This window comes from Neoalteromonas flava, assembly GCF_002807685.1.
GTDB classification, from domain to species: Bacteria; Pseudomonadota; Gammaproteobacteria; order Enterobacterales; family Alteromonadaceae; genus Alteromonas_E; species Alteromonas_E flava.
Window position 1 is genome coordinate 1 of the sequence record NZ_PEAX01000017.1, and the last position, 5,096, is coordinate 5,096.

7 protein-coding genes are annotated in these 5,096 nt (G+C 42.0%); 6 read left to right on the top strand and 1 reads right to left on the bottom strand.

The window, feature by feature from the left end; translation table 11 throughout:
- Positions 1 to 183 precede the first annotated feature (183 nt).
- The 6 genes from CSH92_RS16850 (at position 184) to CSH92_RS16880 (ending at position 3,643) form a co-directional block, all read left to right on the top strand.
- A complete protein-coding gene (locus CSH92_RS16850; RefSeq protein ID WP_100658820.1) occupies positions 184 to 585 on the top strand; it encodes a hypothetical protein in 402 nt (133 codons plus the stop codon).
- Between the two features lie 141 nt (positions 586 to 726).
- The gene (locus CSH92_RS16855) at positions 727 to 993 is read left to right on the top strand and encodes a hypothetical protein (RefSeq protein WP_100658821.1); all 267 of its coding nucleotides are present in this window, start codon (positions 727 to 729) and stop codon (positions 991 to 993) included.
- Positions 994 to 1,183: 190 nt separating this feature from the next.
- The gene (locus CSH92_RS16860) at positions 1,184 to 1,582 is read left to right on the top strand and encodes a hypothetical protein (protein WP_124916998.1); all 399 of its coding nucleotides are present in this window, start codon (positions 1,184 to 1,186) and stop codon (positions 1,580 to 1,582) included.
- A 518-nt stretch (positions 1,583 to 2,100) separates the two neighbouring features.
- The gene (locus CSH92_RS16870; RefSeq protein WP_124916999.1) at positions 2,101 to 2,589 is read left to right on the top strand and encodes a hypothetical protein; all 489 of its coding nucleotides are present in this window, start codon (positions 2,101 to 2,103) and stop codon (positions 2,587 to 2,589) included.
- Between the two features lie 125 nt (positions 2,590 to 2,714).
- Positions 2,715 to 3,023: a hypothetical protein gene (locus tag CSH92_RS16875; protein ID WP_100658825.1), complete on the top strand. Its 309-nt coding sequence runs from the start codon at positions 2,715 to 2,717 to the stop codon at positions 3,021 to 3,023.
- A 143-nt stretch (positions 3,024 to 3,166) separates the two neighbouring features.
- Positions 3,167 to 3,643 (top strand): SHOCT domain-containing protein, encoded by a 477-nt coding sequence (locus CSH92_RS16880; protein ID WP_100658826.1) that lies wholly within the window; start codon positions 3,167 to 3,169, stop codon positions 3,641 to 3,643.
- Between the two features lie 347 nt (positions 3,644 to 3,990).
- Here the strand turns inward: CSH92_RS16880 and CSH92_RS16885 are convergent, their stop codons facing one another.
- Entirely contained in the window at positions 3,991 to 5,007 is a 1,017-nt protein-coding gene (locus CSH92_RS16885; protein WP_100658827.1) for an IS110 family RNA-guided transposase, read from the bottom strand.
- Positions 5,008 to 5,096: the final 89 nt, after the last annotated feature.

Consider the following 5,096-nt stretch of genomic DNA (forward strand, 5'->3'; position numbering starts at 1 on the left):
TGAGGTGTCTTTTGTTGGTTATTAATTGGGTTCCTAGGAAGTCTTGCGCTCTGACAGCTAACAATCGCATTAAAACTCGCTGCGCTCGCGCGGACATCTACCTGTGGGCTCGCGCTGCGCGCAATTTTAGCCCACAGCTAGCTGCCCTTTATGCGGGGCGTTAGGGTTACAAGGAAAGTTTACATGTATAAATCTGGCCAAGAGGTACTCAATAAAGGATTAAGTCCCTTTTCTAGAATCCTGCTTGGTAGCATTTCTGGCCTTTTTGGCGTCGTCATGATTTTAATTGCGCCAGGAATGAGTAAGCCAATAGCTATTTATGGATTTGGCGGTTTTTGCTTAGTCATTTTTACAATGTGCGTCACTAGTGGCAAGGTACGTAATTATTTAGGACGCGTAGTCGGCTTTATCGCTTTTTGCTTATCCATTGGATATTTTCTAAGTCAACTGGGTGATGGCCAATTAATATCAGGACAAAAATCAGAGCCATCTATTTTCAATGCTATATTATTTTTCTTTGCTTTCGGTTTGCCGGGTATTTGGTTCGCAGTTAAAGGCAAGTTCCCTGTAAATAGTAAAGGGTAAACTCCGGAGCAATTGTAACCCTAACAAGCCCATTAACGCGCTGCGCTGGGACAATTACCTGTAGGCTCCCTCCGCTTCGCTCCGTATTTTAGCCTACAGGTAATTGCCCCTTATGGGGGTGTTAGGTGCTATGGAGTTAAATTGAAGAAAGCCAGCACTATTTTTATATCGCTTATTTGTTTTGCTGTGGCTGCCTATCCAATGACATCTATGCATGGAACTTGCGCACAGTACCCTCTAGAGGACTTTTTCTTTAGTGTTTATTGGCCAGCAACAAAGTGGCTGTGGCATCAAGGTTTAAACTTTAGTTTGGCGGTAGTCTTTAGTATTTTAGTGCCAAACCTTGTGGTTATATTTTTAGCTCAAAAAGCAGTTAGAAGGTGTATGTTAAAAGGAAAGCAAGTTTGAATAGGCACGCACCTAACAATCGCATTAAAACTCACTTCGTTCGCGCGGACATCTACTTGTGGGCTGGCGCTACGCGCAAGTTTAGCCCACAAGCAGCTGCCCTTTATGCGGGGCGTTAGGCCCTAATTGAACTATGCAGGATTTGCGACCAAATTATTCTTCATACTCTGAGCAGGAGCTCCACCAGGCTTTGGAAACAATCGATAAAGTTAGACTCCCCGATCGTGTGATAGAAATAAAAAGAGAGTTAAGTAAGCGAGAGAATCAAGTCAAAGCAACGAATAAAGAGATAGTTTCGAATAGTAAAAGAAACAATGTTCCAAATATACTAACAAAGACAGATGGAAAAATTGTTCACTTCATAATTCGCGTATGGTGTTTAATTTTAATTTATTTTCCAACCAGTAGGTTGTATGAAGCTTATTTATACGGGACGATTTACTATAGAAGATATGGGGATATCGCATTTTTCGATGACCCATTAGCTTTCAGCCTAGAGGTGTTTCAAAGTGTTTTGTTCGCAGGCCTACTTATTTTTGCCTTTATCAAGAACCCGTTTTCTCTTTTTAAAAATGAAGAAAAGGCCTAACAATCGCATCAAAACTCACTTCGTTCGCGCGGACATCTACCTGTGGGCTCGCGCTACGCGCAAGTTTAGCCCACAGCTAGCTGCCCTTTATGCGGGACGTTATACGACAAGGTGGAATTTGTGAAAAGGATTTACCTGTTAATGATATTTTCTGCAATATTCTCTTTTTTGGCATTTGCAAAAGGGGCTGGTAACGTCTGTTATTTTTCCGGTTGTGTATCGATGTATAGTTATAACTTGTGGTCAGTTAGTTTCGGGCTGCTAGCGTTCGTTTGTGGTGTTACCTGTTTAAAGCTCGTGGTTTTCAATTATCTTAAAAGGTCCGAAATTCCTGAGCCAGAGCCACTAAAAATTCAACAAATTTCAGATATTGATAATTTTTAACCGGACTGCTTCAAATATGTCGTATAACAAAAAAATCATGTCGCCCGCAAGCGGGCTGGGACGCAAACACGCAGGCGGCTTCGCGATTTTCGCCTGCATGTCCGCGCCCCATATTTGGAAGTTATAGGTCATCAATGAAACTTCGATTTTTAATTTTCTTTTTAGCCGTTTTCTCTTGCTGTTCCAACGCTTTCCAACCATCTCTGGTACATCAGCATTACACAGTATGGGAAGGCGTTCTTCCCGAACCATATAATACTATCTATTGTGAAATTCGCTTGAACGCTGAAACTGACGATATTGAAACGTTGAATATTATTATTGGCGGTAAAACGATCGACTTCAACGATGAAGATCTTGCAAAACTGAAAGACGTAGAATTGGGAACTTTACAATTCTTACAAGAAATATATCGTTCTGAAGATAAACCTTCTGTACCTTTGATGGAAGGTTTCCAAGACTGGCTCTATTTAACAGTAGAAGTCGGTCCCAAATATCGTATCTCTTGGGAAGAGAATGGTAAAACTCGGTACCACTGGGGTAAAGATATCGCAACAATAATGATAACCATGGGAAATCATGGTTCGATTCGTATAGATAAGCTTGAGCCACCTCTGCAATGACCTATAACAAACGTTTTAATTCGCCCATGCAGGGCATGGGCTGGGACACAAACATGCAGGCTGCTTCGCAGTTTAGCCTACATGTTTGTGCCCCTTAAACGGGTGTTATATTTACGGTAGCAATTATGAGTAACGATACTTACAAAGGAGGTCAAAAGCTCCTTTACGGATTCATATCGGGGTCGCTTTTAGCGTTACTCTGTTTAACAATTGGTTTCGATTCGGGCCATTTTTCCCCGTTTGAGCTATTTAAATATAGCGCTATTGCTGGCGGTGTTTTAGGGTTACTAAACTTCGTTTTTTATGAAATGAGTTTAAGTAGTAACAAAAGAGAAAGCGAAGAACCATCGACTAGTTATCAGTCAGGTCCGTCATATGACAATTATACTGACACTTCAGGTGGTAACGACGCAGGAGGCGGAGGAGGTGAGTAAATATAACAAGCCAATCAAGCTCACTCCCTGCGGTCGTTGGGACAAATACGTGTACGGCCTCCTTAGATTATGCCGTACACGTATTTGCCCCTTATCGAGGTGTTAGGCGACTTGGAATGCTCTTATTTTCAAATAGGAATAATATGAAAAAACTTATTATCGTTTTAATGGCTCTTTTGCTAATTTTTGCTTGCGCGTCTAATCCCGGAATCGTCGAGGTATCAAAAGACACTTATATTATAAGTCGCATTGATAAAGCGGGGATATTTGGTAACGCCGCAAAAATGAAAGCTGATGTAATTCAGGAAGCAACAGCATTCGCAAAAAATCGAGGTAAAGTTGCTGTTCCAATTTCAATCGACGAAACTCCTATGGCGCCCGGGCGTTTTGCATCAATTGAGTATCAGTTTCGGCTGGTAGAGGAAAACGATCCAAGCACAAGAGATGCTAAATTGGCTAATAAAGCAGATTTCATTCTAGAAGCTAAAAGCCAAGTTTCCGTCAAAGATGAATCAAAAGACATTTATGAAGAACTCATCAAACTAGACGACCTCAGAAAGAAAGGGATAATAACAGATGAAGAATTCGAGGCTGAAAAACGCAAGCTTTTATCTCGCTAATATAGAAGGTCGCCTAACAAAGCGCTAAACTCGTTCCCTTCGGTCACTGGGACAGTAACGCAGCGGCGCTTCGCGATTATACCGCTACGTTACTGCCCGTTAGCTTAGCTACATGGACTCCCCCTTTGTCAAGCAATTACAATAATTCACAACAGTGGATCTAACAGCAGCTCTACATTCGGCGTTTAGTAGCTTTATTGCGCTATCGCCCTGATGATGTTCGCATTGATATCGATCTCATTCGTTAGCCGATCTTTTTGATCAAAAAGCTAATCAGATTCTTGATATCTTCGGTTTGACCGTATTGTCATCTATTGCCTTTGCTGAGACTCGGCAGGTTAACCTCTTTAATAGTTCACTTGATAGTCATTCCCAGACGTTAAAAGTGCCCAGACTAAACGTGCATTCTTCGCTGCTAAAGCGACACAAGCTCGACCAAAACCTCGTCGTTCAACCAAGTCTTTGACCCATAGACTGGTTTTGTCCGTTTTGTTTTTGCTTGCAGCGATAACTGAGCGGGCCCCATGAATAAGTAAGGTTCGTAAATATTTATCCCCTCGCTTGGATATCCGACCCAATCGTATGTGCCCACCCGTTGTATATTGTCTAGGTACAAGACCTAGCCACGCACTGAATTGCCGTGAACTATTGAATTGTTTTGCGTCACTGACGCTAGCAATAATGGCGGTAGCACTCAATTCACCAATACCCGGTATCGTCATAATGCGCTTTGCTTCTGTAGAGTGGTTTGCCAGTTTATATAAACGGCGGTCATAGCTAAGTATCTCATTGTTTAGACTGACAATGCTTTCCCATACTTGTGCTATCAGTTCGCGCGCTAAGTCAGGTAATCCATTCTCGCCATCTTCTAAAATACATTGGATGGCTTTTTGACCTGGATAGCGTCCCTTAGGTGTTGCTAACCCAAATTCTTCAAGTAAGCCTCGAATTCGGTTAAGTCGAGCTGTTCGGTCTTTAATGAGCCCGTTTCGGATACGATGAACGCACAGAACAGCCTGTTGCTCTTCACTCTTGATAGTAACAAAGCGTGTTTTAGGCCTGGTTACCGCTTCACAAATGGCTTCAGCGTCGTTTGCATCATTTTTTTCATTTTGGCGATAAGGAGATACAAATTTGGGCGCCATGATTCGAACAGTATGGCCTAATTTACTCATTTCCCGAGCCCAATAATGGGCACCTGAACAGGCCTCAACACCAATGATACAAGGCGGTAAAACGGCGATTGTTTGCAGTAACTTATGGCGTTTTACTGTTTTTTTAAATACAGGCTTGTCATAGTTATCTACGCCATGGATACTAAAATTATATTTGGCTAAATCAATGCCAAGGACTTTAATAGACATATGGACTCTCCGCTTATATTTTGAAATCTCGCAATTTCACTATGGCACATCGATGCCGATTAAGGGTGGGGAGTCCATATCATTCGTTA

Excerpts from the sequence above, each read along its gene's own strand:
- CSH92_RS16875 (WP_100658825.1), top strand. The coding sequence starts at position 2,715 with ATGAGTAACGATACTTACAAAGGAGGTCAAAAGCTCCTTTACGGATTC.
- CSH92_RS16850 (WP_100658820.1), top strand. The coding sequence starts at position 184 with ATGTATAAATCTGGCCAAGAGGTACTCAATAAAGGATTAAGTCCCTTT.
- CSH92_RS16880 (WP_100658826.1), top strand. The coding sequence starts at position 3,167 with ATGAAAAAACTTATTATCGTTTTAATGGCTCTTTTGCTAATTTTTGCT.
- CSH92_RS16885 (WP_100658827.1), bottom strand. The coding sequence starts at position 5,007 with ATGTCTATTAAAGTCCTTGGCATTGATTTAGCCAAATATAATTTTAGT.
- CSH92_RS16870 (WP_124916999.1), top strand. The coding sequence starts at position 2,101 with ATGAAACTTCGATTTTTAATTTTCTTTTTAGCCGTTTTCTCTTGCTGT.